This is a genomic window from Pseudomonas sp. UBA5706 (assembly GCF_002419965.1).
In the GTDB taxonomy this organism is placed as follows: domain Bacteria; phylum Pseudomonadota; class Gammaproteobacteria; order Pseudomonadales; family Pseudomonadaceae; genus Aquipseudomonas.
This window is the reverse complement of the sequence record NZ_DIHC01000053.1, coordinates 43,712-69,349: the sequence shown is the minus strand read 5'-3', so window position 1 is coordinate 69,349 and position 25,638 is coordinate 43,712. Positions and strand designations below refer to the sequence as shown.

24 protein-coding genes are annotated in these 25,638 nt (G+C 60.1%); 14 read left to right on the top strand and 10 right to left on the bottom strand.

The genetic code is table 11. The features are described from left to right. Window positions 1-152: 152 nt before the first annotated feature. On the bottom strand, window positions 153-1,295 hold the full coding sequence (locus tag B3I26_RS25400; protein ID WP_296261861.1) for an OpgC domain-containing protein: 1,143 nt from the start codon (window positions 1,293-1,295) through the stop codon (window positions 153-155). 292 nt (window positions 1,296-1,587) lie between these two features. Between B3I26_RS25400 and B3I26_RS25395 the strand changes: the two genes are divergently transcribed. From B3I26_RS25395 to B3I26_RS25385, 3 genes are read left to right on the top strand one after another with little or no spacing between them, the layout of a single operon-like run. Further along, on the top strand, window positions 1,588-1,959 hold the full coding sequence (locus B3I26_RS25395; RefSeq protein ID WP_296261860.1) for a GtrA family protein: 372 nt from the start codon (window positions 1,588-1,590) through the stop codon (window positions 1,957-1,959). Next, the gene (locus tag B3I26_RS25390) at window positions 1,956-2,894 is read left to right on the top strand and encodes a glycosyltransferase family 2 protein (RefSeq protein WP_296261858.1); all 939 of its coding nucleotides are present in this window, start codon (window positions 1,956-1,958) and stop codon (window positions 2,892-2,894) included. Before B3I26_RS25395 ends, B3I26_RS25390 begins: the two co-directional genes overlap by 4 nt. After that, on the top strand, window positions 2,887-4,446 hold the full coding sequence (locus tag B3I26_RS25385) for a glycosyltransferase family 39 protein (protein ID WP_296261856.1): 1,560 nt from the start codon (window positions 2,887-2,889) through the stop codon (window positions 4,444-4,446). The genes B3I26_RS25390 and B3I26_RS25385 overlap by 8 nt, the downstream gene beginning before the upstream one ends. Before the next feature lie 122 nt (window positions 4,447-4,568). Here the strand turns inward: B3I26_RS25385 and B3I26_RS25380 are convergent, their stop codons facing one another. Further along, a complete protein-coding gene (locus B3I26_RS25380; protein ID WP_296261853.1) occupies window positions 4,569-5,381 on the bottom strand; it encodes a helix-turn-helix transcriptional regulator in 813 nt (270 codons plus the stop codon). Window positions 5,382-5,516: 135 nt separating this feature from the next. On the opposite strand from B3I26_RS25380, the gene B3I26_RS25375 reads away from it, so the two are divergent. Together B3I26_RS25375 and B3I26_RS25370 are read left to right on the top strand one after the other, a co-directional pair. After that, entirely contained in the window at window positions 5,517-6,332 is an 816-nt protein-coding gene (locus tag B3I26_RS25375) for a carbon-nitrogen hydrolase family protein (protein ID WP_296261852.1), read from the top strand. Between the two features lie 116 nt (window positions 6,333-6,448). Then, window positions 6,449-7,774 (top strand): APC family permease, encoded by a 1,326-nt coding sequence (locus tag B3I26_RS25370; protein WP_296261851.1) that lies wholly within the window; start codon window positions 6,449-6,451, stop codon window positions 7,772-7,774. Between the two features lie 94 nt (window positions 7,775-7,868). On the opposite strand, the gene B3I26_RS25365 is transcribed toward B3I26_RS25370, so the two are convergent. Then, window positions 7,869-8,234, bottom strand: coding sequence for a hypothetical protein (locus tag B3I26_RS25365; protein WP_296261849.1), 366 nt, complete (start codon window positions 8,232-8,234; stop codon window positions 7,869-7,871). Between the two features lie 198 nt (window positions 8,235-8,432). Between B3I26_RS25365 and B3I26_RS25360 the strand changes: the two genes are divergently transcribed. The 3 genes from B3I26_RS25360 to B3I26_RS25350 all read left to right on the top strand — a co-directional run bounded on the left by B3I26_RS25360 (window position 8,433) and on the right by B3I26_RS25350 (window position 10,508). After that, window positions 8,433-8,699 (top strand): type B 50S ribosomal protein L31, encoded by a 267-nt coding sequence (locus B3I26_RS25360; protein WP_296261847.1) that lies wholly within the window; start codon window positions 8,433-8,435, stop codon window positions 8,697-8,699. 319 nt (window positions 8,700-9,018) lie between these two features. Next, window positions 9,019-10,110 (top strand): D-alanine--D-alanine ligase, encoded by a 1,092-nt coding sequence (gene ddlA / locus B3I26_RS25355; protein WP_296261846.1) that lies wholly within the window; start codon window positions 9,019-9,021, stop codon window positions 10,108-10,110. Beyond that, window positions 10,107-10,508, top strand: coding sequence for an NUDIX hydrolase (locus B3I26_RS25350; RefSeq protein ID WP_296261845.1), 402 nt, complete (start codon window positions 10,107-10,109; stop codon window positions 10,506-10,508). The genes ddlA and B3I26_RS25350 overlap by 4 nt, the downstream gene beginning before the upstream one ends. Window positions 10,509-10,665: 157 nt before the next feature. On the opposite strand, the gene metR is transcribed toward B3I26_RS25350, so the two are convergent. Further along, complete coding sequence (metR, locus tag B3I26_RS25345) at window positions 10,666-11,583, bottom strand: transcriptional regulator MetR (protein ID WP_296261843.1); 918 nt, start codon at window positions 11,581-11,583, stop codon at window positions 10,666-10,668. Between the two features lie 106 nt (window positions 11,584-11,689). On the opposite strand from metR, the gene metE reads away from it, so the two are divergent. The 6 genes from metE (at window position 11,690) to B3I26_RS25315 (ending at window position 19,485) form a co-directional block, all read left to right on the top strand. Further along, window positions 11,690-14,002, top strand: a complete 2,313-nt coding sequence (gene metE / locus B3I26_RS25340) for a 5-methyltetrahydropteroyltriglutamate--homocysteine S-methyltransferase (RefSeq protein WP_296261840.1) — start codon at window positions 11,690-11,692, stop codon at window positions 14,000-14,002. A 323-nt stretch (window positions 14,003-14,325) separates the two neighbouring features. Further along, a complete protein-coding gene (locus B3I26_RS25335) occupies window positions 14,326-15,024 on the top strand; it encodes a DsbA family oxidoreductase (protein ID WP_296261836.1) in 699 nt (232 codons plus the stop codon). A gap of 168 nt (window positions 15,025-15,192) precedes the next feature. Next, a complete protein-coding gene (locus B3I26_RS25330) occupies window positions 15,193-15,906 on the top strand; it encodes a GntR family transcriptional regulator (protein ID WP_296261835.1) in 714 nt (237 codons plus the stop codon). Then, the gene (locus B3I26_RS25325; protein ID WP_296261834.1) at window positions 15,903-16,919 is read left to right on the top strand and encodes an ADP-ribosylglycohydrolase family protein; all 1,017 of its coding nucleotides are present in this window, start codon (window positions 15,903-15,905) and stop codon (window positions 16,917-16,919) included. The genes B3I26_RS25330 and B3I26_RS25325 overlap by 4 nt, the downstream gene beginning before the upstream one ends. A 174-nt stretch (window positions 16,920-17,093) precedes the next feature. Further along, complete coding sequence (locus B3I26_RS25320; RefSeq protein WP_296261832.1) at window positions 17,094-18,563, top strand: purine-cytosine permease family protein; 1,470 nt, start codon at window positions 17,094-17,096, stop codon at window positions 18,561-18,563. After that, entirely contained in the window at window positions 18,553-19,485 is a 933-nt protein-coding gene (locus B3I26_RS25315) for a PfkB family carbohydrate kinase (protein ID WP_296261831.1), read from the top strand. Before B3I26_RS25320 ends, B3I26_RS25315 begins: the two co-directional genes overlap by 11 nt. Before the next feature lie 117 nt (window positions 19,486-19,602). On the opposite strand, the gene B3I26_RS25310 is transcribed toward B3I26_RS25315, so the two are convergent. The 6 genes from B3I26_RS25310 to B3I26_RS25285 form a co-directional block, all read right to left on the bottom strand. Continuing rightward, window positions 19,603-19,764 (bottom strand): helix-turn-helix domain-containing protein, encoded by a 162-nt coding sequence (locus B3I26_RS25310; RefSeq protein WP_414707669.1) that lies wholly within the window; start codon window positions 19,762-19,764, stop codon window positions 19,603-19,605. Between the two features lie 164 nt (window positions 19,765-19,928). Beyond that, on the bottom strand, window positions 19,929-21,254 hold the full coding sequence (locus B3I26_RS25305; protein WP_296261830.1) for a sigma-54-dependent transcriptional regulator: 1,326 nt from the start codon (window positions 21,252-21,254) through the stop codon (window positions 19,929-19,931). Between the two features lie 255 nt (window positions 21,255-21,509). Further along, window positions 21,510-23,387, bottom strand: coding sequence for a sensor histidine kinase (locus tag B3I26_RS25300; RefSeq protein WP_296261828.1), 1,878 nt, complete (start codon window positions 23,385-23,387; stop codon window positions 21,510-21,512). A gap of 90 nt (window positions 23,388-23,477) precedes the next feature. Then, entirely contained in the window at window positions 23,478-24,212 is a 735-nt protein-coding gene (locus B3I26_RS25295; RefSeq protein ID WP_296261827.1) for an amino acid ABC transporter ATP-binding protein, read from the bottom strand. After that, window positions 24,209-24,877: an amino acid ABC transporter permease gene (locus B3I26_RS25290; RefSeq protein WP_296261885.1), complete on the bottom strand. Its 669-nt coding sequence runs from the start codon at window positions 24,875-24,877 to the stop codon at window positions 24,209-24,211. Before B3I26_RS25290 ends, B3I26_RS25295 begins: the two co-directional genes overlap by 4 nt. Next, entirely contained in the window at window positions 24,874-25,620 is a 747-nt protein-coding gene (locus B3I26_RS25285) for an amino acid ABC transporter permease (protein ID WP_133749804.1), read from the bottom strand. The genes B3I26_RS25290 and B3I26_RS25285 overlap by 4 nt, the downstream gene beginning before the upstream one ends. Between the last annotated feature and the right edge of the window lie 18 nt (window positions 25,621-25,638).

The following is a 25,638-nucleotide window of genomic DNA, read 5'->3' as shown; positions in this document are numbered from 1 at the left end:
CGGGTGAGGAATTTGTCAACGAGTTGTACGAACCTCGTCGCGAACCAAATGCTGAAAAGGCGGAGCCGGTCGCCGCAAGGCGTGCAGCGGCGACGCTCTGGTGGACGCCGCCGGCAAGCGGTGCTGCTACAGGGCACAGTGTTGAAGCTCGATTAAGCGCTGACCACCTGCGCCGCTTTCGGCGTACCCAGGCGTTTGTTCAACTCAAGCCAGTTGGACAGCAGCAGCATGATCCCAAGCCCCAGCAACGCCGTGATCACGCGCATCTGCCACACATCATCGGCCAGCGCGTTGACCATATCCGCTAGTGGCGCAAGCAGCACGCCAAGGCAGAAGATTTCCAGCGAGTAACGGCCCATGCGACAGGTTTGTTGAGCGGGCCAGTTGTTGAGCCACGCATGGGACGCAGGGAGGATTTTTGCCACGACGTAGACCAGCGCCACGAAGTGCAGCAGGCGTAGAGGGGACAGGTCGGTTTTGCTGATCGGGTAGATGAGGTCGGTAAACGCTTTGGGCAGCAGCGCGTCATGAACTGCGGGGAATTTCCACAGGAAGGCGATGGTGCCTGCGATCAGCATGTACACCGCCGCGATCAGGAACAGCGGTTGCTGCCAGACGGGACGACAGTGGGCTACAGGCGCAGCAGGGCGCTGCGTGTACATGGCAAATGCGCCACCGAGTACGAAGATCAACTGCCACGCCACCGGGTTGAAATACCAGTAGCCACCGCCTTCGTACGCGCGCAGGTTCCAGCCGAACAACGGCACCATCAGGTACAGCCCGATCGACAGCGCGACTGCAAGCGCCGCGTTGCGCAGCATGATCGGCAGCATCAATGGCAGGGCGCCCATCAGCAGGATGTACAACGGCAACGGGTCGGTGAGATTGGGTTTGAAGCGCAGCAGCAACTCGTCCGCCAGCGCCTGCTGAGGATTGCCGACGAAATACTCAAGGCCCATCTCACGCACCATATCGCGGGTTTCGACGTGGTTATTAGCGACGAAAACAATGCCCATCAAAAGCGTCAGCAGGAAGATGTGCGCGACGTACAGCACCCATGTGCGGCGCAGAATCCGCACGCAAGCGACGACATAGCCGTCACGTCGTGCGACTCGGCCATACGCCAGCACAGCGGCATAACCTGCCAGGAACACGAAGACCTCGGCAGCATCGCTGAAGCCGAAGTTGCGCAAGGTGAGCTGCGCGAAAGGGTTTTCCGGTACGTGATCCCAAAAAATGAAAATCAGCGCCAGACCTCGAAAGAAGTCGATTCGATGGTCGCGTCCGTTCGTCATGACGGTGAGCTCTTAGAAAGTCTGTGTAGAGAAGAGGGCCATATCTGACCTTGGTTCCACGCCGTCAGGGGGGGCTGATCGGCGGCGCGCAGGGTGGCGCTTTCGTAACCAAAATGCAAAGGAGGGGTATTACAGAATATCTCCAGGTGTGAGCTGGCGGAAATGGTTCAACCCGACAGGTGGTCGTGCGTAAGCCGGCTGCGCCAACTTAACTTCTATCAAGGAGGTTATGACCCGGCGCCGAACCGGGTCTGCAGTTGACCAAGAGGGTCACCGACAAGGATTGTCGCTCATGACATTGCTTCATGGATTCGCCCGCTATTGCCTGGTGGGGCTGATCAACACCGGCTTTCATGCCGCGGTTTTCCTGTCGTTCCACTCGCTGTGGGGTGTGTCTCAGACCATCAGCAACCTGGCCGGGTTTCTTGCGGCCGTCTCCCTTTCCTTCTGCCTCAACGCTCGCTTTACCTTCCAGAGCTACCGGTCCTGGCGCCGCTATTGGATTTACTGCGCGTTCATGGGGCTGGTGAGTCTATGCGTCGGCGCGGCTGGAGACGCATTGGCCTGGGCGCCGATCGCGACGCTACTGGTGTTCACCGCCGTCAGCCTGGTGCTGGGCTACACCTTCGCCAGCCGCGTGGTGTTTCGGGGGACGGCGTCGTGAAGGTCTCGCTGGTGGTGCCTCTGTATAACGAAGAACAGGCCGTGGAAACGTTCCATCGGGCTATCCGGGACGACTCACAACTGCGGCGCTGGCCGATCGAGATCGTCTTCGTCGATGACGGCAGCCAGGACGCGACGAACCGGATCGTCAGGTCCATCGTCGACGCCGATCACCTGGTCTCTTTACTGACCTTTTCGCGAAACTTCGGCAAGGAAGCGGCCTTGCTTGCTGGCCTGGAATACGCCACGGGCGATGCGGTGATTCCTGTGGATGTCGACCTTCAGGACCCGATCGGTGTGATCGCGCAGCTCATCGAGGCTTGGCGGGAAGGCGCCGACATCGTTCTGGCCAAGCGCCGTCATCGCAGCGAAGACGGCTTCTTCAAGCGTCACTCGGCATCGCTGTTCTACAAGCTTCTGCGGCAAATTTCGGCTACCCGGATCGAAGAAAACGTCGGCGATTTCCGCCTGCTGGACCGCAAGGTGGTGGAGGTGATCAAGGATATGCCCGAGCAGCAGATGTTCATGAAGGGCATGCTGTCATGGGCGGGATTCGATGCGGTAACCATTGAATACGACCGCGCCCCGAGGGCTGCGGGCAGCAGCAAGTTCAGCGCCTGGAAATTGTGGAATCTGGCGCTGGACGGGATCACCTCGTTCAGCACTGTGCCACTGCGGGTATGGACTTACATCGGAGGCAGCATTTCCTTGTTCACGCTGATGTACGCCGCATACCTGATGCTGCAGTACGCCATCAACGGCAATCCGGTACCGGGCTATTCCTCGCTGATGGTGTCGGTGCTGTTTCTGGGCGGCACGCAACTGATTGGCATCGGCATCATGGGGGAGTACATCGGCAGGATTTACCTGGAGAGCAAGCACCGGCCGCGGTATGTGGTCAAGCAGGTCTTCCGGCATGGAGAGCTGGATGAGTAACGCACGCTCGACGGTTTCGTGCCGCCGCAGTCAGGTGCAGATGCGCTGCACATGGGGCATGATTCTGGGCATCGCCGCGGTGCTGCGCTTCTACCGCCTGGATTCGGCGGCACTGTGGTACGACGAGGCTTTCAGCTTCGTCATGAGCACACATGCGTATTCCCGGCTCTGGTCCCTGGCCGCCTGCGACGTACATCCACCGCTGTATTACTTCGCCCTCAAGGGGTGGATAGGGATGTTCGGCAACACGGTTTTCGCAATGCGGGCCTTGAGTGCATGCGCAGGCGTAATCGCTGTGGGATTGGGCATGTGGCTGGCATTGCTCATAGCGGGCCGACGCGCTGCTGTGCTGTCGGGCATATTTTTGGCGATGCTACCGATTGCGGTGGTTTATAGCCGAGAAGTCAGGATGTATGCCTTGCTGAGTATCTGGATGGCCGGTGCTCAGATCGCCTTGGTGTACTGGGTCAAAAATCCACGGCAGTCTGCATTTCTGGCGGTCTACGCGGCGTTGATTACAGCCGGGCTCTATACCCACTACTTCGCGATTCTGGCCGTAATGGCGCATTGGCTATACCTGCTGACGCTGCGCCAATCCGCCGTCCACGGTGGGCGTCGGCTGATCTTTCAACCTTCCTGGTGGGCAGCGAACCTCGCATCAGCCATTCTGTTTGCGTTCTGGCTTCCGACCCTGCTCGAGCAGTTGAGCCACTCTTCCACCTTGAGCTGGATTGCGCCGATCACTCTGCGCTCCTTACCCTATGTTTTCGCGCAATACCTCTCACCCGGTAACAACGCGGCTCCAATGGCCGGTATCTGGTGGGGTCTCGTCCCAGCAATCATGGCGCTTTCCTGGTATTGCATGGTTCGCGATAAAACGCCGCAGCGGTTCTGCAGGTTACTGGTGATATACCTCTGGGCGCCGCTGCTGATCGTCTTCGTCATGTCGTTGAAAGTCCCGCTGGTCGTGCCCCGGTACTTTCTGTTTTCGGCATTGAGTTTGCCTGTGTTGCTGGGCATTGCGCTGGACGAATTGGTCCGCGTTTATCGATGGCTGGCCGCCGCGATTTTCATTGCGTTCACTGCCGTGCAAGCCGTCGGCATCAGCGTAGGGCGGGAAGATGGCGGCGATAAGCGGCAGATTCCGCTGCTCTCCGATGTCATTAGCGGTCACTACCGGGCTGGTGACCAGATCATTGTCCTGGATGAGCTTTGGTACCCGACTATCGTTTATTACAACTCAGTTGCTGCGCGGCCGTTTCTCTATTCACCCGACGTTGGCAATACGCCCAGGCGTGAGGTGTACGACAGATTCAGGGCGCTCTACTACGCCGACAAGGCGCCGGTCTACATCGATCGGCTGGCTGGCTTGCCCGCCGGTACTTCGCGGGTGTGGCTGGTGGACGGCCTCACGGATCCCGATACGCTGCGTGCAATGCCTTGCCATTGGCAGCTTCGCGAGACGTTCAAGACGGACGCTAACCGACTGCGCCTGTATGACACGGACGTGGGGAAAACTGTGCCAAACGGAGCAGGCTGCCAGACCCATTAAGCACGTCGGATGAAGCCCATCATGTCGATCAGCCTCTGGAACACGCGGCAATTAGGGCACTGCGCAGCTTCGGCGGGATCCTGTGTGTACCGCGCCTTTGTCTGCAAAAGAGGTTCTGAGCTTCAAACACTCTGCGCCTGAAGAAAAATCGAAAACAGCTCTGATTGCGATTTGATCCCCAGCTTGCTGTAAATGTGTTTTTTGTGGACGCGCACGGTCTCTGCAGAAATGTCCAGCTTGCGCGCGATTTCCTTACTGGAGCAGCCGCTGAGCATCAGCCGTCCGACATCCAGCTCCCGCGCGGTCAGCTGAGCGCCGCGGCTCATCAGCACCGAAGCTTCGAGCTGGATGCGCCAGTCCGGGGCCTGGAGCAGAGGGCTTGTCGGTTCGCCATCGGAAACGGGCTCGGCCAGCTCGAAAGGCAGCCGCTGACGCACAAGCGCGATCACCCAGGGCTGGATCAGTGACAGCACGGCGATCTGCTCAGGGCTAAAACGTTGGGTCGAGCCGAGCGAAAGGCAGAGGGTACGATCGCTGTCGAGCTGACAGTTGAACTGGATTTCGTCGGCCACGACATTCAGTCGAAAGTACCGCTGGTAGTACTCGGTTAGCTCGAAGTGCTCGGGCGCCACTTCAGCCAGGCGAAACAGGCCGCTTTGTGAGCGCTCGCGACTGGCGATGTAGAACGGGTCGAGCAAATACAGGCCTTTGAGATAGTCCTGAAACAGCGGGTCGGGGCTGCCGTCTTCGCCGGGGCATTCGGCGAACACCAGAGGACGTTGCCGGGAGCTGAATTGCAGCACCACCCAGCTATCGAAACCGACGTATTGATTAAGCAGGCGCACCAACTGGGCCCAGAAATTCGGCCGGTCCAGCGCTTCGATCAGCTGCGCGACCGAGCGATGCCAGGCGATGTCCCCAAGTGCGATTGTCATTGATCTACCCCTCTTGGGTTACTACAGCTGCGTAATACCCCGCAACACTTGTCGATGCGCATACTGCCCGCAGAGCCAATGATCAGGCCAGCAATTTTGTGGCTGATTGGCAACGTGACTCGATAAGGAGAGCCCATGAAGGTCGAATTCGCGCAGTTGGCAGGCCGCGACAGCGATACCGCCCATAACCTGCAATGCGCCCTTGCAGCGATTGCCGCCTGCGACAGTGATACTCGGCTGGTCGTATTCCCGGAAACCTATCTGATGGGCTTTCCAACCGTCGATACGGTCGCCGCCGTTGCAGAACCCCTGGACGGGCCGACTGTGCAGGCCGTGCAGCGTCTGGCCCATGAACGAAACATTGCTGTGGTCATTGGCTTTGCGGAAAACGCGGGTGGCCGGTTTTACAACACCACGCTGCTGATCACGCCCGAGGGCATCGCTTTGCGTTATCGCAAGACCCACCTTTGGCCCTCGGAGCGCGGCGTGTTCGAGCCGGGTGATCGGTTCGCGACCTGTGAGTGGAACGGCGTGCGTATTGGCCTGTTGATTTGCTACGACATCGAATTTCCCGAAACGGCGCGCGCGCTTGCCCAGTTGGGCGTCGATTTGCTCATCGTCACCAACGGCAACATGGACCCCTACGGCCCAACCCACCGCACCGCCATCATGGCCCGAGCCCAGGAAAACCAGGCGCTGGCGGTCATGGTCAACCGGGTCGGTGCCGGTACGGGTGCTCTGGTGTTTGCTGGCGGTAGTGCGTTGGTCGATCCATTCGGCACGCTGTTGCATGAAGCCGGACGCGAGGAATGCCAATTCAGCGTCGAGCTTGATTTCAGCCAATTGCAGGCCGCGCGGCAGGACTACCGCTATCTGGATGATCAGCGCATCCGACTGCCGGGCCGTGTGATCGAGCATGCCGACGGCCTGCGCGAGCTGCTGATCCCCTGATGCCCAGTGACCGCCCGTTGCCTGGCGCTGGAGCGGTCAGCCTGTACCCATAACAACAATGTTTTTTCTGCCGAAGTTTTCTCTGCCATAAAACCAATAATCCGGAGTAATAGCTCATGGCTCGTCTTCAACGCACGCTTTCACTGGGGGCGGTGGTGCTGTTCGGCATCGCCTATATGACCCCGACGGTCGTCCTCGCAACGTTTGGCATTCTCGCCACATCCACTCAAGGCATGGTGCCTGCGGCGTATCTTGCGGCATTGGTCCCAATGTTCTTTACCGCGTTAAGCTATGGACATATGGCAGCGGCCTTCCCCGTTGCCGGATCGGCCTACAGCTATGTACGTAAGGCCATCAGCCCGAAACTGGGTTTCCTTGCCGGCTGGGCCGTTCTACTCGACTACCTGTTCCTGCCCATGGCCATCTGGTTGATCGGGGCGGCCTACCTCGGTTCAGCCTTTCCCTCGGTGCCGCAGCCGGTCTGGGTGCTTGCCTTCATCCTCATTACCAGTGTCATCAACATTATTGGCCTGAAGTTGGCGAACAAGGTCAGTGCGCTGTTGATGCTCATCCAGATGCTGGTGCTCGTCGCGTTCGTGGTGCTGTGCATTCATTACATCGGCGGGGACGCGAGCACGCCGCTGTGGACGTTGAAGCCGTTTATTTCGGGCGACATGAAACTGCCGCTGATCATGGGCGGTTCAGCGATTGCCTGCTATTCATTCCTGGGGTTCGATGCGGTCAGTACCCTGACCGAAGAGACCCGGGATCCGGTACGCACCATTCCTCGGGCGATCATGCTGATTACCCTGATCGGCGGCTTGATCTTCATCGTCGTGTCCTACTTCGTGCAGTTGGCGCACCCGACGACGGTTTTCGATAACGCGGATTCCGCTGCCTATGAAATCGCCAAGAACATAGGGGGTGATCTGTTCGTCAGCTTCTTCATGATAGGCATGGTCGTGGGGCAATTTGCGTCGGGCTTGGCGGCACAGGCGAGCGGGTCGCGATTGTTGTATGCCATGGGCCGTGACGGGGTACTGTCCACGTCATTCTTTGGCCGGGTCAGCGAGCGCTTTGGCACACCGGTCAACAGCATTGTGTTGTGTGGCGTCGTGGCCCTGATGGCACTGAAGCTGGACGTCACGACCTCGACCTCCTTCATCAACTTCGGCGCCTTCCTGGCATTCACGCTGGTGAACGTCTCGGTGATTTTCCACTATTGGATAGGTGCCAAAAATCGTGGAGTGCGCGAAGCATTGTTGTTCCTGATCTTCCCGCTGATCGGTGCAATGGCCTGCTTGTGGTTGATGATCAGCCTGGACAAGATGGCGATCATCCTGGGCCTGAGCTGGCTGGCCATAGGTTGCATCTACCTGGCCTGGCTCACAGGTGGTTTCCGTCGCCAACCGCCTGAAATGGATTTTCACGAAGCCGCATGAGGCAAAGCAAGGCGCGCTGCAATGGCGCGCCTGATGACTGCGAGGGCCTCCTTGTCCGATCGATGGGCATCACCCACCGCGGCGTTCGCCACTCCTACCTCAGGTCAGGTTGAGACTTGCGTTGCTGGGTTTCGGTGATCATCCGCAGGATGTCCGCTTGACCCTCTTCGTTGCAGCAGCGGATGAGGTGCAACATTTCCCGCTCCTTGGGCGACAGGGCGATGTAACCCCATTCACAGGCCTTGAGCTGAAAGGCTTCGTCGCCGCTCACCGGACGTGCGTCATCGGCGGCGTCGTGAAGGGCCTCTACCAGCGGCTCCAGCTTCTCTTCCAGCAATTGGCTGTCGACCGGGCCGTCAATGCTCTGGATGAAGCGCTCCAGGTAATTCAGCGCGCTTCGGGCATCTACCAGCCGCATGTGGCCGGGAAGGGTCATTTCGTAGCGATCTATCATCTGCATTGCACAACCTCCTGGTGAGTTCGTTACTCCATTCCCGATGGGCGTCGGGCGGTGCGTTTGTCGGCGGCGCGAACGTTAGCGACCCTTGCGTCGCGAGCAAAGGCGAAAGTTGTAACTGTTACAAAAAAGCGGCGTTTGAACTTTTACCATTTGTTACTGTATAACGTATTACATGATTACTTACATCTGGAGAGCGCGATGAAAGCCAATATCCATCCCGAGTACCGTCAGGTGCTGTTTCATGACACTGCTGCCGATGTGTTTTTTCTGATTGGGTCGACGGTCGATACCGATCGCACTCACAAGCATAGCGATGGCAATACTTACCCCTATGTCGCGTTGGATGTCTCCAGTGCGTCGCATCCGATGTACACGGGGCAGCAGCGCAAGACCACCACCGAGGGTCGTATCGCGGGGTTCAATAAGCGTTTCGCCAGCTTTGGGTCTGGCGCGAAGAAGGACTGAAGAAGGCTTCACCTGCCACCGGTTGTACAGCTGACCGGAGTGGTTGCGCATCACTGTCCTCTGTAGCAGTCCGGCTTGCCGGCGGCAGAATTCAAACGCCTCGCTGCTGGCAAGCCGTGCTGCTACAGTTTTTTTGCGGGTACGTCAGGACGAGCCGGTATCGGCCCGACCGCCTATGAGCGGATATTTCCCCTATCCAGACCCAAGCGTGCGCGCCCCTCATTTCCTGCTGCATTCCGTCAACCCGTTGCCCTGGGGACTGGACTAACGACGCAAATTGCTTTTAGCTCTGCGACCTGAAATCCAGGAGCTCCCCACTTTGAAAAAGTCAGTCGCCATCGTTTTCGGTGGGCAATCCTCCGAACATGAAGTGTCGTTGCAATCGGCGCGCAATGTGGTCAACGCGATTGATCGCAATCACTGCTACCTCACCCTCATCGGCATCGACAAACAGGGCCATTGGCTGCGTTTCGACGAGCGCGATTACCTGCAGAATGCCGACGATCCCGCGCACATTAAGCTCAGCGAATCGGGCCGACTGCTGTCGCTGATACCCGGTACCAAGGGCCCGCAGTTCGTCGAAGTCGACACCGGCCTGGAAGCCCCGCGCATTGACGTTGTCTTTCCACTGATACACGGCAGTTCCGGCGAAGACGGTTCGTTGCAGGGCCTGCTGCGTTTGCTCGACATCCCCTGCGTCGGCCCCGACGTGCTGGGCTCGGCGGTGTGCATGGACAAGGACGTCACCAAACGCCTGCTGCGCGATGCCGGCATCGCCGTGGCGCCGTTCGCCGTGCTGCACCGGGGTGAATCGGTGGATTTCGTCAGCGTGTCCGCGCAACTGGGCCTGCCGTTGTTCGTCAAACCAGCCAGCCAGGGCTCCTCGGTCGGGGTAAGCAAAGTGACCGACGAAGCCAGCTATGCTGCGGCCTTGAAGCTGGCGTTCGATTACGACAACAAGGTCTTGCTGGAGCAGGGCATCGTTGGGCGTGAAGTGGAATGCGCGGTATTGGGCAATCACGAGCCGCAGGTCAGCGTCTGTGGCGAGGTGGTCGCCAATGACGAGTTTTACGCCTATGACACCAAGTATTTGAACGATGGCCAGGCGCGCATCGCGATTCCGGCCGAGTTGCCCCCTGACCTGGCCGACGAAGTCCGCGAAGTTGCGCTGCGGGCCTATCGCGTATTGGGATGCGCCGGTTTGTCGCGGGTGGATTTCTTTGTCACCGAGGCGAGGGAAATCATCATTAACGAAGTCAACACCCTGCCGGGCTTCACCTCCATCAGCATGTACCCGAAACTCTGGCAAGCCAGCGGCTTGAGCTACCCGCAATTGATCGACCGGCTGATCGTGCTGGCATTGGAGCGTGCCGAGGAAATGCGCGGGCTGAAGACCGAGGTGGTGCTGTGAAGGTGATCCGTATCGCCGCCGCTCTGCTGATAGGGGCCGACGGCAGAACCTTGCTGGTGCGCAAGCGTGGCACTCAGGCATTCATGCAGCCAGGCGGCAAGATCGACGCAGGTGAGTCCGCCCCCCAGGCACTGGCTCGCGAACTGCACGAAGAGTTGGGGTTGCTGATCGAGCCGGAGCAGGCGCAGTTTCTCGGAGAGTTTTGCGCTTTGGCTGCCAACGAACCGGGATTCGAGGTCAATTGCCAGTTGTACCGGCTGGACGTTGCCCAGGACGTGGTGCCAGCGGCAGAGATCGAGGAGCTCGTCTGGGTCGATGCCGGGGCCGTTGACCATCTGCACTTGGCGCCGTTGACGCGGGATTCGATCTTGCCGTTGTATCGCTCGCTGACGGTGTGAGCCTTTGACTTTGGCCTGAGGCGGTTAAAACAACCTGCCGCGCAGCGATGGTAAAACCGCACACCCCGGTGACGTCAGATAAACGCGGCACGCCGGGTTTGCTGCCGGTTCCGGCTGATCGTCGACACGTCACGCCTCTTGCCTTCGGCAAAGGCCCTCAACGAACCGCGCTCACCCCGTCGAGCGTCGAAAACGATGTGTCCTTGGCCGTCAGCAGGAAGTCGCGCATGTACGGCGCATCCAGCATGTCGGCGCGGATGCCCGCATACAGCGTGGCGAACAGACCCTTGTCACCCAGCCGCTTGGCTTTCACGTAGCCCCGTGAGCTGTATTCGTGCAGCGCCCAGTGCGGCATCCCACATACACCACGACCGCTGGCGACAAGTTGCATCATCATCACTGTCAACTCAGAGGTGCGCACCTGCGCCGGTTCGATGTCGGCGGGTTCCAGAAACCGCGTGAAGATATCCAGACGGTCACGCTCCACCGGGTAGGTGATCAGCGTCTCGCTGGCCAGATCTTCAGGCACGACAAACGATTTGCCTGCCAGTGGATGTTGATTCGCGACGGCCAGCATCGCTTCGTAGGTGAACAGCGGCACATAGGTAATCCCTGGCAGATCCACCGGGTCGGACGTCACGACCAGGTCCAGGTCACCCCGCGCCAGGGCGGGAAGGGGAGCGAAGGCAAACCCCGACGCCAGATCCAGCTCCACTTCAGGCCAGGCATCACGGAACTGGTCGATGGTGGGCATCAACCACTGAAAACAGCTGTGGCATTCGATCGCCATGTGCAAGCGTCCGGCCACGCCGCCTGCCAGGCGCGAGATATCACGCTCGGCACTGCGCAACTGTGGCAACACCGAGTCGGCCAGTTGAAGTAGGCGCAGACCGGCACTGGTGAAGCGCACCGGCTTGGTCTTGCGTACGAACAACGGCATGCCCATGCGTTCTTCCAGCTCTTTGAACTGGTGAGACAAGGCGGACTGGGTCAGATGCAGCCGGTCAGCGGCATCAACAAGGCTGTCAGCCTCGCGCAATGCGTGCAGGGTTTTCAGGTGACGTATTTCCAGCACCTCAGCGCTCCATGAATGAATTTTGTGATCAACGCGAAAACAATGAGTTTGTCTCATGTCTGTTGGGATGTCGACAATGGCGGCCTATTTGAATGGAGTAGTCGTCATGGCCCTGGCCCACACCTTAGGCTTTCCGCGCATCGGCGCTGATCGTGAACTGAAGAAAGCTCTCGAAGCCTATTGGAAGGGCGATATCGATCAGCCTGCCCTACAAGCCGTAGGGCGCAACCTGCGGGCCGCTCACTGGCAGCTGCAAAAAGACACCGGCATTGACTTGCTGCCTGTCGGTGATTTCGCCTGGTACGACCAAGTGCTGAGCCATTCGCTGGCATTTGGTGTTATTCCCGAGCGGTTCGCCGACGTGTGCGACACCACAGGCCTGCCCACCCTGAACACGCTATTCGCCATGGCGCGCGGTGCCAGCAACACGTGCTGCAGCGCAGGCCACGGTAAGGCGCAATATGCTCAGGAGCTGACCAAGTGGTTCGATACCAACTACCACTATCTGGTCCCGGAATTCGTTCAGGATCAGACGTTCAAACTGAGCTGGGAACAGCTGTTCGACGAAGTTGAGGAAGCCCGGGCGCTGGGGCACAACGTCAAGCCTGTAATCATCGGGCCGCTGACGTACCTGTGGCTGGGCAAGGCCAAGGGCGACAGCTTCGACAAGTTGGAATTGCTCGAACGTCTGCTGCCGATCTACGGTGAAATTCTCGGTCGCCTGGCCGGGCAGGGCGTGGAATGGGTGCAGATCGACGAGCCGATTCTTTGCCTGGATCTGCCCCAGGCGTGGAAAAGCGCTTTCGAGCGCGCTTATCACAGCCTGCAGTACTCACCGCTGAAAAAGCTTATCGCGACCTACTTTGGTGGTCTGGAAGACAATCTCGGTCTGGCGGCTTCCCTGCCGGTCGACGGCTTGCATGTCGACCTGGTGCGCGCGCCTGAGCAACTGCCGGCGCTGCTGGATCGCCTGCCCACCTACAAAGTGCTGTCCCTGGGCGTGGTCAATGGGCGTAACGTCTGGCGCTGCGATCTCGAGGCCGTGCTTAAGCAGTTGACCGAGGCTCAGCTGCGATTCGCCGATAACCTGTGGGTTGCCGCCTCCTGCTCGCTGTTGCACAGCCCGGTCGATCTGGAGCGGGAAAATACGCTCGATGCCGAACTGAAAAGCTGGCTGGCCTTCGCCAAGCAGAAATGCACGGAAATATCGCTTCTGGTTGCAGCGCTTAATGATGCTGGCGCGCCTGATGTACAGGCCGCGCTGGCCGAAAGCCGTGCCGTGCAGCTGAGCCGCCAACAGTCGCCGCGCATTCACAAACCGGCTGTACAGGCGCGTCTGGCGGCCATCACGGCGGCGGACAGTCAACGCCAGTCCGGCTTTGGTCAGCGTATTGAACTGCAGCGCGCACGTTTGAATCTGCCTGCCTTTCCGACGACTACCATCGGCTCGTTCCCACAAACAGCATCGATTCGTCTGGCGCGGCAGTCGTGGAAACAGGGCAAGTTGTCGGCCAACGACTACAACGATGCGATGCGCGCCGAAATTCGCCATGCGGTGCAGATTCAGGAGCGTCTTGGGTTGGATGTGCTGGTACATGGCGAGGCCGAGCGTAACGACATGGTCGAATACTTCGCCGAGCAACTGGACGGCTACGTGTTCAGCCGTTTCGGCTGGGTGCAGAGTTACGGATCGCGTTGCGTGAAACCGGCGGTGATCGTTGGCGACCTGAGCCGTGCGCAGGCCATGACCGTCAGCTGGATCGAGTACGCCCAAAGCCTGACCGACAAGGTCATGAAGGGCATGCTGACGGGCCCTGTGACCATGCTGATGTGGTCGTTCCCGCGCGAAGATGTTTCGCGCAAGGTGCAGGCCCGGCAACTGGCGCTGGCGATTCGCGACGAAGTGGTGGATCTGGAAAACGCGGGAATCAAGATCGTGCAGATCGACGAAGCGGCCTTCCGTGAGGGCTTGCCGCTGCGTCGCGCGCAGTGGAACGAGTATCTGGACTGGGCGGTGGAGGCCTTTCGTTTGTGTGCCTCGGGCGTGCGGGACGAAACGCAGATTCACACGCACATGTGCTACAGCGAGTTCAATGACGTGATCGAGTCGATTGCGGCAATGGACGCTGACGTGATTACTATTGAGACCTCGCGTTCGGACATGGAGTTGCTGGAAGCCTTCAAGGCGTTCGATTATCCGAACGACATCGGCCCGGGCGTCTACGACATCCACTCACCGCGCGTGCCGGACAAGGCCGAGATGGTCAAGTTGATGAGCAAGGCGGTGCAGCGTATTTCCGCCGACCGCCTGTGGGTCAACCCGGACTGTGGCCTGAAGACCCGCGCCTGGCCGGAAACCGAAGCGGCGTTGATCAACATGGTAGCGGCCGCTCGGCAGTTGCGTAGCGAACTGGCGTAACGCGTAACCCTGAGGAAGCTGACTGCAGGATGGGTTCAGCGTTTTTAGCACGCCTATGAAGGCGCTCTTGCCAGCGGCGCTATTGCCGTCGCTTGGCGAACATCGCGAGGGCGCCTCCAGCGCGGCCAACCCTTGCGAAGCCGCTTCGAGCAGCAAGCGTCAAGCCTTAAGTCCAACGTCGTTCAACTCGCGCCGGGCTTGAGGCTCGATAGTTACCGCTTGGCGCTGCCCAGACGACACGCCGCCTCATGCGCCTATCGCGTATCCCCTTCGTCTCGGCTTCGGCGTATCGTGCACTTTTCCCTCTTCTGCACGAGGCTGTCATGAGTACTGCACTGAAAATCGACTTTATTTCCGACGTTTCCTGTCCTTGGTGCATCGTCGGCTTGCGTGCGCTGGATCAGGCGCTGCAGCACCTGGGCGATGAAGTCCAGGCGCACATTCACTTTCAGCCGTTCGAGCTCAATCCGCAAATGGGCCCGGAAGGTCAGGACATCTTCGAGCATATCGCTGAGAAATACGGCTCGACCCGCGAACAATTTCAGGCTAACGCCGAAAACATCCGCCAGCGCGGCGCTGAATTGGGGTTCGTGTTCACCCCTGGCGAACGGCGCATCTACAACACTTTTGACGCCCACCGATTGTTGCATTGGGCGCAAGTGGAGGGCGCCGGACTGGCCGGGGCGGGGTCTGACGGCAAGCAGCACGCATTGAAAGAAGCGCTGTTCACGGCGTATTTCAGCCAGCTCGCCGATGTGTCGAGCCACTCTGTACTGGCCGATATCGCACAAAAGGTCGGGCTGGACCGCACACGCGCTGAAGCAGTTCTGGCATCCGGTGAGTACGCTCAAGCGGTGCGCGAACTGGAGCAGCTTTGGGTCTCCCGGGGCGTCAGTTCGGTGCCGACGATGGTGTTCAACGACCAATATGCCGTGTCTGGCGGGCAACCGGTGGATGTCTTCGTCAGCGCCATTCGTCAGATCATCGGCGAACAGTCGAGTGTGGTTAATCCCGACGAGTGATCCGTCCTGGCGCATACGGCGCTGCGCCTGCGGGCGTGGCTGCTACAGTTTTAACGCGGGCGGCGGCAGCAGCTTGCTTGCAACGTGGCGTAACAGATGTAACAAATTTTCGGTTGCAAGTTAAAAATTACTTGCTCTCTCCAACTCTTTTCGGATATCAATTTGTACATGATTAAACAGGTTCGATTCGATAAAAAGAAACGTGTCATTGACGAACTCGTCCGGCGGATAGAAACCGGACAGATGGGCTCGGGGGAATTGCTGCCGGGCGAGAACCTGCTGGCTCAGGAATTCAATGTCAGTCGCGGCACGCTGCGTGAAGCGCTGTCTGAACTCAAGCGCCGTAACTACATCGCAACCCAGACCGGCGTCGGTTCGATCGTCACCTATGACGGTATTTCCCTGGACCAGCACGCAGGCTGGGCCCAAGCGTTGGCCGACACGGGTGCCAGAGTCAGCACCGAGATTTTGCGGCTGGTCGCAGTGCAGCGTCCCGACCTGGGAGGGCGTTTCGGTACGGCGGATTTCATCGCGCTGGATCGTCGTCGTACGGCGGCTGATGGCAACGTGGTGTCGCTGGAGCGGGTGCTGATTCCGGCCATCGATGGCCTGGAAAACCTGCCGCGCGATGGGCTGATCGACGATTCGCTGACCGTCACCCTGGCTGCGCACGGTTTTGTCGGGGATCGCGGTGATCAATGGATTGGCGCCGAGCCGCTGAACACCGACGATGCGGCGTTGACACTGCGCGAACCCGGTACGGTGTTTCTCAAGGCGATCCGCACCACCTTCGATCGCCGCGAACGTTTTATGGAGCACGTGGAAAGCCTTCTCGACCCCGTGCATTTTCGACTGCATCTGGCATTTGGATCGACTACATGACTGCACCGATCGACATCCGCGACCGCGCCTTGGCCGCTTTCTATGGCCTGGCCTTGGGCGATGCGTTGGGTATGCCCACGCAATCGCTCAGTCGCGAACGCATCAAGCAGCAATTTGGGCGAATCACGACACTGACCGCCGCCGATGCTGACCAGCCGATTGCGCCGGGCATGCCCGCCGGATCGATCACCGATGACACCGAGCAGGCCGTGCTGGTCGCTGAATTGCTGGTCGCTGGAGCGGGGCTGATCCAGCCTTCGGAGTTGGCGCAGAGCCTGATCGACTGGGAAGCGGTCATGCAGGCCAAGGGTTCGCAGGATTTGCTTGGCCCGTCGACAAAGCGCGCGATTGAAATGATTCTGGCAGGCCACAGTCCTGAAGAAGCGGGGCGCTATGGCACCACCAATGGCGCGGCCATGCGCATTGCCCCGGTGGGGATCGCGGCCGACGTGTCTAACCAGCAGTCGTTCATCGAGGCCGTCATGCAGGCCTGCCAGGTCACACACAACACCACACTGGGCATTTCCAGCGCGGCAGCCGTTGCCGCGGTGGTCTCGGCAGGGATCAACGGCATCAGCCTTGGCGAGGCACTGGACATCGGCGCCCGTATCGCTGTGCATGCCGAGCGCCATGGCCACTGGATAGCAGGCGCGAGAATTTCGGCGCGGATCCTCTGGGCGAAGAAGCTTTGCGCCGGGGTCAGCAATGAACAGTTACCCGACTTGATCTATGACGTTATCGGTACGTCGGTGGCGTCCCAGGAGTCGGTCATTGCCGCATTCGCGCTGGCGCATCAGGTCGCTTGCGGCCAATTGCCGGCTTTCGACGCGCTGTGCATGGCGGCCAGTCTTGGCGGCGATACGGACACCATCGCGGCCATTCTCGGCGCGATGCTGGGTGCCTCTCAAGGCATGTCAGCCTGGCCGGTCGCATTGATCGAACAGATCAAGACCGTCAATGGCCTGCGGCTTTGCTCGCTGGTCGAGCAATTGCTGTCTTTGCGCGCGGTCTGATTGACGCTGGCAGTGCTGTGCCAAATCGAATAAAGAGATCCACTCATCGCCTTGATACAAAGTGGCGATCGGGGGTTCGTTCGCTCGGTAAATCGAAAGAACCCCATCCGACACGGACGTCACTTGCTTTGCGTACTGCCCACAACCAGAACAAACGGCAACAGGAGCATTTACATGACGTCATCCAACGCCACTCAAGGCGCAGGGCAACTTGAAACACGCGGCATCGAGCCGGTTCCGGAAAACGAGTGCAACGGCCATCCGCTGCAACTGTTCTGGGTCTGGTTCGCGGCCAATATCAGCATTCTGGGGCTTCCCCTTGGCGCCACGCTGGTGGCCTTCCGCGGGCTGTCCATCGGGCAGGCCATTATCGTGGCGATTCTCGGAGCAGCGGGTTCCTTTGCTGTGGTAGGCGTGATTTCCATTGCCGGGCGCCGTGGTCGCGCGCCGAGTCTGACACTCTCTCGCGCCATTTTCGGCGTACGCGGAAACATCGGTCCGACCGTCGTCTCGCTGATGTCGCGCCTGGGCTGGGAAACGGTCAACACCACGACCGCTGCGTTCGTGTTGCTGTCATTATGCTCGATCCTGTTCGGCACCCCGGTCGAAGCCAAAAGCGCGCCGGGGCTGACGCTGGTGTTCATCGCCATTTTCGTGCTGATGACGCTGAGTGTTTCGGGCTTGGGCCACGCGACCCTGCTGGTCATCCAGAAATGGGCGACCTATATCTTCGGCGCACTGAACATCGTGGTTGGCGGTTTCCTGATTGCCCACATCGATTGGAGTGCCGTGTTCAATGCCGCGCCAGCGCCGGTGAGCGCGATGATCATCGGCGTGGGTACCATGGCGGCAGGCACCGGGATTGGTTGGGCCAACGCAGGCGCCGACATGTCGCGCTATCAGCACCGCAGCGTCAGGGCTGCAGCGCTCGTGACTTCGGCAGCATTCGGTGCGGGTATCCCGCTGGTGCTGCTGATCACCCTCGGCGGTCTGCTGTCGGTGGGCAACGATCATCTGGCTTCGGCTACCGACCCGATCATTGCCATTCGCGAACTGCTGCCGACCTGGATGGCCGTACCGTATCTGATCACCGCCTTCGGCGGCCTTTTACTGTCGAACAACCTGTCGGTGTACTCGGCGGGCCTGACGACCCTGACTCTGGGCCTGAAAATCAAACGCGTGCACGCGGTGATCGTCGACATCGTGGCGATCTTCGCCGGTTCGATTTACTTCATGTTGATCGCCGACAGTTTCTACGGTCCGTTCATCACGTTCATTTCGATGCTGGCCGTGCCGATTACCGCGTGGGTGGGCATCTTCGTCGTCGACCTGATTCATCGCCACGTTTACTCCGCCAGGGACCTGATGGACGTTTCGCCACGCAGTGCCTACTGGTACAGCAGCGGCGTGGAATGGCGCGCGCTGGGCGCCTGGGCCTTGGCCATCGTGCTGGGATTCAGTTTCACTACGGTCGCGACCACGCCGGAAAACGTGGTGTTTAAAGGCTTTCTTTCCGACTCCTGGTTCGGCCATAACGGCTTGGGCTGGATCGTGACCTTCGTGGTCGCAGGCGGCCTGTATGCCATTCTCGGAGGCTCCCGCGACCGCCGTGTCGTCACTGAAGAGGCCGCTCATGCCCGCTAGATTGCTGTACACCGGCCAGGTCGTGGTTGACCTGGTCATGGGCCTTGATGCCTTGCCGCGTTCGGGCGGTGATGTGCTTGCCCGCTCGGCGAAGTTCGAGACCGGCGGTGGTTTCAATGTGATGGCCGCTGCCTGTCGCAATGGTATGCAGACGGTTTATCTGGGCCGTCACGGCAAGGGTCGCTTTGGCGACCTGGCCCGCCAGGCGATGGCGAACGAAGGCATCGAGACCGCCATGCCCGCCTCGGATGATCAAGACACGGGCGTGTCCGTAGCGCTGATCGAACCGTCCGCTGAACGTTCGTTCATCTCCTACGTCGGCGCCGAGGGCGGGTTGTCTCGCGCGGACTTGCAGTGTGTCACCGTGCAGCCTGGGGACTATGTGTTCGTCAGTGGCTACAGCCTGCTGCACGTGCATAAGGTGTCGACGCTGCTGGCGTGGCTGGGCGATCTGCCCAACGGGGTGGGCGTGGTGTTCGATCCGGGGCCACTGGTGAATTCACCGGACGGGGCCGAGATGCAGGCGGTGCTGCCGCTGATCACACTGTGGACCAGCAACTGCGAAGAGGCGTTGCGCTTCACCGGTTGTGAGGCCGTTACCGATGCGCTGGACCGTCTGGCGCAATGGATGCGCAGTGACACCTTGATCGTCGTGCGGGACGGGCCGCAGGGCTGCTGGATCAGGCAGGGCAGCGACACGCAGCATGTTCGGGGTTTTCCGGTCGTGGCAATCGATACCAATGGCGCGGGCGACGCCCATGCGGGTGTGCTGCTGGCCGGGTTGGCGGCGGGGCTTTCGGCGCAACAGGCCGCATTGCGGGCCAACGCGGCGGCAGCCATCGCCGTCACCCGGTGGGGGCCTGCAACGGCGCCGAAGACCGATGAAGTGGATGAGTTGCTAAAGACCGGGAGAGGTGCCTGAGCGACTATTGCCTGTCAAGGTGGGTAGCCTGGCGCGCCAGGTGCCACGGCCTGCCCGGAATCAAACGCGACGGCGTGTGGGATTCGACGCCTTTGGCAACGTAAGCATTGGTCTTGCTCAGCGCACAATCTTGTCCACATGAATTTCCAGCTTCTTCAGCCGGTACCACAAGCTGCGCTCGGAGATGCCGATCAATTGCGCGGCGGCGACCTGAACGCCATTGGTTTCGTGCAGTGCGGCGATGACGTCGAGCGGGATCGACAACGCAGTCAACAGCACAACGGTCAGGGTCCTGGAAACAATGCCTCGAACAGTGCGATCAACGCCGCATTGGTCCGGGCGTTGCGGGCGATGTCGCCTTGGCTCCAGCGTTCGGCAGGCTCATGTGCCACAGTGGCGTTTCGGGGCGAAGTACACCCAGTCCGGTTGGGCGCAGAAGCAGGTCAGCCCAGCCCGTACTTCTTGACCTTGTCGAACAGTGTGGTCTTGGCCATGCCCAGCTCCTGGCTGGCCTGGCTCAGGTTGCCGCCACTGCGTTGCAGGGCTTCGCTGAGCAGGTTTTTCTCGAATGCTTCCACCGCCTCCGAAAACCCCAGGCTCTGAGCGCTGACGGTGGTGCCGGATTTCTTGAACGCAGGCAGGCCCAGCGCGTAACGCTCGGCGACGTTGCGCAGTTCGCGAACGTTGCCCGGCCAGTCGTGGCTCATCAGCGATGACAGGGTGTGCGAGTCCAGTTGCGGCGGTTCGCGATCGAAACGCAGCGACGACAGCTGCAGGAAGTGCTCGAACAGTTGCAGGATGTCTTCGCGACGTTCGCGCAACGGTGGCAGCTCCAGCGTCACGACATTGAGGCGGTAATACAGGTCGCTGCGGAACTGGTTCGCCTTGCTCAGTTGGCTGAGGTCGGACTTGGTGGCCGCGATCACCCGGCAGTCCACCGCCACACTCTGGTTGGAACCCAGTCGCTCCAGAGTGCGTTCCTGCAACACCCGCAGCAGTTTGATCTGCAGGCTGATCGGCATGCTTTCCACTTCATCGAGGAACAGCGTGCCGTTGTGAGCGTGCTCGATTTTGCCGATGCGGCGCTTGCCGGCCCCTGTGAAGGCATTGGCTTCGTGACCGAAGATCTCGCTTTCGAACAGGTTTTCCGGCAGCCCGCCGCAGTTCAACGCGACGAATTGATTGGCATGGCGGCGGCTGAAGTCGTGCAGGCAGCGGGCAACCAGCTCCTTGCCGGTGCCAGTTTCGCCTTCGATCAGCACGTTGGCGGAGGTGTCGGCGACATTGGCGATCAGGGCGCGCAGGTTCTGCATGGCCGCCGAGCGACCGATGATCTTGCCTTCCAGTGAATCACGCTCGGCCAGTTGTCGACGCAGCGACCAGACTTCCCGCGCCAGCCCGCGTTGCTCCAGCGCTCGACGGGCGACCTCCACCAGGCGCTCGGGAGAGAAGGGCTTTTCCATGAAGTCGTAAGCGCCATCGCGCATGGCCCCGACCGCCATGGACACATCACCGTGGCCGGTGATCAGCACCACCGGCAGGGTGCGGTCGCGCTCTTTCAAGCGCTTGAGCAATTCCAGCCCGTCGATGCCCGGCAGACGGATATCGCTGATAACGATCCCGGCAAAGTTGTCGCCCACCTTCGCCAGTGCCTCCTCGGCACTGCCCACGCCTTGACTGTGAATGTCCTCCAGCGCCAGCGCTTGCTGGCAGCCCAGCAAAACATGAGGGTCATCTTCGACGATGAGGACGGTCAGCTCAGTGTTCATTCGAAACTCCTCATCGAACGTTGTTTCAGTAATACGTTTTGCATGGCGGTATCGCTTCTGCCCTGAGAGCGTGGGCGTTCAGCTTGCCGAGGATCTGATGCCAAGCGCCCGCGAATATGCGCATGGGATGTGCCCGGGCCGGCGAGATGGTGCGGTTTTACTGCCGGTTCCCGGCAGAGCGTCAGCAAGCTGGACTCCCATGGCTTTCGGCCAGAGGCGGGAACAAAGGCAACTGAACTGGCAGCTTGAAGTCGTTCATGCGACCGCCAAGGGCAAAACCAGCACGAATATCGTGCCGCCTTCGGCCGGGTCTTCTGCATTGAGGCTGCCACCGGCCGCTGCGGCCAGGCTCGCGGACAACGTCAGGCCAAGGCCGAGCCCTTGTTCACCGGGCTTGGTAGTGAAGAACGGCTCGAACAGATGCTTGCGTGCTTCGGCGTTGATGCCGTGGCCGTTGTCGCGCACTCGCAGCCGGTAACGGCCCTCGAACACCTCACCTTGCAGCCAGAGCACCGGCAGCGGTTGTGCTTGCATCGCGTCTAGCGCATTGCCGATCAGGTTGACCAGAATCTGCTCCAGTCGCGTTTGATCGATCGCCAACTCGACATCATCGAACGCCTGATGCAGATCCAGCGCGCTGCTCTCAACACGCGCGGCCAGCAGCTGCAGCGCCGCTTCAACGGCCTTGGTCAGCGATGCCTGGCCTTTGTCTTCACCGCGCCGGGCAAATGCACGCAGGCTGGCGGTGATACGGCCCATGCGGTCCACCAGATCGTTGATGGTCCGCAGGTTGGCACTCGCCGTGTCCAGCGCGCCCCGCTCTATGAAGCGCACGGTATTGCCGGAGAGCGTGCGCAGCGCCGCCAGCGGCTGGTTGAGCTCGTGGGCGATGCTGGTCGACATCTGCCCGATGGCTGCAAGCTTGCCGGCCTGAACCAGTTCGTCCTGGGCCTGACGCAGTGTTTCTTCGGCCTGGCGTCGATCGCGAATCTGTCCCTTCAGGCGTTCATTGCTGGCGCGCAGGTCGGTCGTGCGTTCGGCAATCCGCCGTTCCAGTTCGTTGTTGGCTGTCTCCAGCGCTTCGCGCGCCGCCAGACGTGTAGAAATCACCTTGCGTCGCTCGTTCCAGGCGATCAACAGGAACATTGCCAGCGCACAGGCCACCGCCACCAGCATGCCCTGATTGGCGGCTTCGCGGCGCAAATCTTCCAGCGGCGTTAGCAGGGTCAGGTGCCACGGCGTGTCGGCCAGGTTGCGGCTCTGCGCCAGGTAACTGACCACGGTGTGTTCATGGTCGACGCTGCTGTTGGCCGGAAAGGTCAGTTTTTCCACACCCTCGCCAATCGACTCGCGCTCCAGGGGCACTAGTTCGTTCAGCGGCCACCAGTAATATTGCAGGCTGCGGGCCAGGCGTTCCTTGATTTGCGGCGTCAGCGGGCGCACAGATTTCAAGCGTCGTGCCGGATCGCTGGACAAAATGATGATGCCGTTTTCGTCACTGACGAAGGCTTCCAGGCGCGCTCGTTGCCAGCGTTCTTCGAGGGCTTCCAGGCGGACCTTGATCACGGCGACGCCGATGATCTTGCCTTTTTCTTCAAGCCCATGGGCCAGGTAATAGCCTGGCTCGCCGGTGGTGCTGCCGATGCCGTAGAAACGGCCCGGCAGGCCGCGGATCGCGTCCTGGTAATAGGCGCGGAAGGACAGGTCTTCACCCAGATAACTGTCGGCGTCGCGCCAGTTGCTGGTCGCCAGCACGCGACCTGTGGTGTCGAGCACGTAGATCGCGCGACTGCGGCTACGGCGATTAAGGCCTTCGAGGTAGTCGTTGACCTTGCCGCGCAGTTCAGGCGATGGGTCATTGAGCAACTCGGAGACGTTGGATTCGAGCTCCAGTACGCTGGGCAAGTAGTTGTACTTGTTGATTTCGCTTTCGACGGTACGGGCATGCAGCTCCAGCTGTCGCTCGCCATTTTCGCTGAGGGCCTTGATGCCGTGGTTTTCACTGTAAAGATAAGTGACATAGCCCAGCGCGATCATCAGCAGGATGACCAGCGGCGGCAGAAACAGATGGCGGATCAGGCGGGGTTTCACGGCAAGTGATGGCGGCGCGCTAAGAGGTGGATCGCATTTCATCACAGTCATCCTGGACCGGCCAGCCGCTCGTGTCATTGATCGCGAACACGAACGGCCGGTGGGTTTTTCGCCCTCGTGAGGCTAAATCAATTAGTGCTGCAGGATTTTGTTGAGGAAGTGCTGGGCACGCTCGGAACGTGCGCTGACGTCGCCGAAAAACTCTTCCTTGACGCAGTCTTCGATGATCTGGCCCTTGTCCATGAAGATCACCCGATCAGCCACTTTGCGAGCAAAGCCCATCTCGTGGGTCACGCACATCATGGTCATGCCTTCGTGGGCCAGTTGCACCATCACATCAAGCACTTCGTTGACCATCTCAGGGTCCAGGGCCGAGGTCGGTTCGTCGAACAGCATCACCACCGGGTCCATCGCCAGCGCGCGGGCAATCGCCACACGCTGCTGCTGCCCGCCGGAAAGCTGACCGGGGTGCTTGTGCGCATGGGCCGAAAGCCCTACGCGCTCTAGCAGTTGCAGACCTTTTTGGGTGGCCTCTTCCTTGCTGCGACCCAGTACCTTGATTTGCGCGATGGTCAGGTTCTCGGTGATGGTCAGGTGCGGAAACAGCTCGAAATGCTGGAACACCATGCCCACCCGGGAGCGCAATTTGGGCAGGTTGGTTTTTGGATCGGCGATCGAGGTGCCATCGACCACGATGTCGCCTTTCTGGAATGGCTCCAGGGCGTTAACGCATTTGATCAAGGTCGACTTGCCGGAACCGGACGGCCCGCACACCACGATCACTTCGCCTTTCTTGACCTCGGTGCTGCAATCGGTCAGCACCTGGAAGTCCCCATACCACTTGTTGATATTTTTGATGGAAATCATACGGCTAACCTTTTTTGCATGAGCTTGACCAGACGCGAAGCGGCGAAGCTGATCGTGAAGTACACCAGACCGGCGACGATCAGGAATTCATTGGAGCGGCCAATGATGTCGCCACTGGAGCGGGCCGAATTAAGGAAGTCGACCAGACCGACCGTGTAGACCAGCGAGGTGTCCTGGAACAGGATGATGCTCTGCTGCAGCAGCAGCGGGGTCATCTTGCGGAATGCCTGCGGCAGGATAATCAGGCGCATCATCTGCCCGTAGGTCATGCCCAGCGCTTGCGCAGCACCCATCTGGCCGCGGGAGATCGATTGCACTCCGGCACGCACGATTTCGCAGAAGTACGCCGCTTCGAACATCATGAATGCCACGACGCACGACGTGAACGCTCCGATCGGAGTGTCTTGCCCTGTGATCCAGCGCAGTACGAACGGCACTGCCAGGTAGAACCAGGTGATGACCAGCAGCAGCGGAATCGAGCGGAAGTAGTTGACGTAGGCGCCGGCGAGGCGTGACATCCACTTGCTCGACGACAGCCGCATCAGCGCCAGAAGCGTACCGAGGATAATGCCGCCTACCACGCCCATGACCATCAGTTGCAAGGTCATGAGCATGCCGTTCCACAGGCCCGGAATGGCCGGAATGACGCCAGAGAAGTCCATTATTTACCTCCCACGGAAATCAGGCCCGGCACTGCGACTTTCTTCTCGATCAGACGCATGAGCAGCATCAGGCTCATGTTCAGCGTGAAGTAGATCAGCGTCGCCAGGGTGAAAGCTTCAAACAGGTTCGCGGAAAACTCGGCGGTCTGTTTGGTCTGCGCCAGCAACTCCATCAGGCCGATCAACGACGCCACCGACGAGTTCTTGAACACGTTGAGGAATTCGGACGTGAGCGGCGGGATGATGATCCGGTAAGCCTGCGGCAGTAGCACGTTCCAGTAGATCTGCGGCAGCTTGAAGCCCATGGCGCGCGCGGCAGATTCCTGGCCGCGAGGCAACGCCTCGATACCGGTACGCACTTGTTCGCAAACCCGCGCCGCGGTGAACAGGCCCAGGCACACGACCACGCTCAGGAAGGCCGAGGTCGTCGGGTTGAGGTCCTGCTTGTACCACTGCTGAAGGTTGTCGGGCAGCAAGTCCGGCACCAGAAAGTACCAGATGAACAGCTGCACCAGCAGTGGCACGTTGCGGAAGATTTCCACATAGACCGTGGCGATCGTAGACACGATGCGGTTGGGCACCGTGCGCATGACGCCGAGCACCGAGCCTAGGGTTAATGCGATGATCCAGGCGACGATGGAGATGCCGATGGTCCAGCCCAGACCGGAAATGTACCAGTCCAGATAGGTCTCGCTGCCAACGCCAGTGGACTTGAAGAACACGCTCCAGTCCCAGTTGTAATTCATCAGGGTCTCCCCTCGAGA